Below are 1,101 nucleotides of genomic sequence, written 5' to 3' on the forward strand. Positions count from 1 at the left end.
GCGATCACGAAGGTTCTGGCGGAGAGCGGTGGGGCGACGTTCACGGCCTACGACCAGATTGACAAGGCGCCGGAGGAGAAGGCGCGCGGGATCACGATCTCGACGGCGCACGTGGAGTACGAGACCACGAACCGGCACTACGCGCACGTGGATTGCCCCGGCCACGCCGACTACGTGAAGAACATGATCACGGGCGCGGCGCAGATGGACGGCGCGATCCTGGTGGTGTCGGCGGCCGACGGCCCGATGCCGCAGACGCGCGAGCACATCCTTCTGGCCCGTCAGGTCGGCGTTCCGGCGCTGGTGGTGTTCCTCAACAAGGTCGACATGGTCGACGACGAGGAGCTCCTCGAGCTGGTCGAGCTTGAGGTGCGCGAGCTGCTGTCGAAGTACGACTTCCCCGGCGACGACATCCCGATCACCAAGGGCTCGGCCCTGATGGCGCTCGAGGACAAGGAGCCGAAGATCGGCAAGGAAGCCGTTCTGAAGCTGATGGAGACGGTGGACGCCTACATCCCGCAGCCGGAGCGTCCGATCGACATGCCGTTCCTGATGCCGATCGAGGACGTGTTCTCGATCTCGGGCCGCGGCACGGTGGTGACGGGTCGCGTGGAGCGCGGCATCGTGAAGGTGGGCGAGACGGTGGAGATCGTCGGCATCCGCCCGACCACGACGACGACGGTGACGGGCGTCGAGATGTTCCGCAAGCTGCTCGACCAGGGCCAGGCGGGCGACAACGTGGGCGTGCTGCTGCGCGGCACGAAGCGCGAGGACGTGGAGCGCGGCCAGGTGGTGTGCAAGCCGGGTTCGGTGAAGCCGCATTCGAAGTTCAAGGCCGAGGCCTACATCCTGACCAAGGAGGAGGGCGGGCGCCACACGCCGTTCTTCACCAACTACCGTCCGCAGTTCTACTTCCGCACCACGGACGTGACCGGCGTGTGCCAGCTTCCCGAGGGCACCGAGATGGTGATGCCGGGCGACAACGTGACCATGGACGTCACGCTGATCGTGCCGGTGGCCATGGAGGAGAAGCTGCGCTTCGCCATCCGCGAGGGCGGACGCACCGTCGGCGCCGGCGTCGTCGCCGCCATCAACGACTGA

General features: G+C 66.8%; 1 protein-coding gene. It reads left to right on the forward strand.

The genetic code is table 11. The features are described from left to right. Nucleotides 1-1,101, forward strand: a 1,101-nt coding sequence (gene tuf / locus MTDSW087_RS29835) for an elongation factor Tu (RefSeq protein ID WP_144769407.1), incomplete at its 5' end; no start/stop codon positions are given.

The organism is Methylobacterium dankookense (genome assembly GCF_902141855.1).
Taxonomy (GTDB): domain Bacteria; phylum Pseudomonadota; class Alphaproteobacteria; order Rhizobiales; family Beijerinckiaceae; genus Methylobacterium; species Methylobacterium dankookense.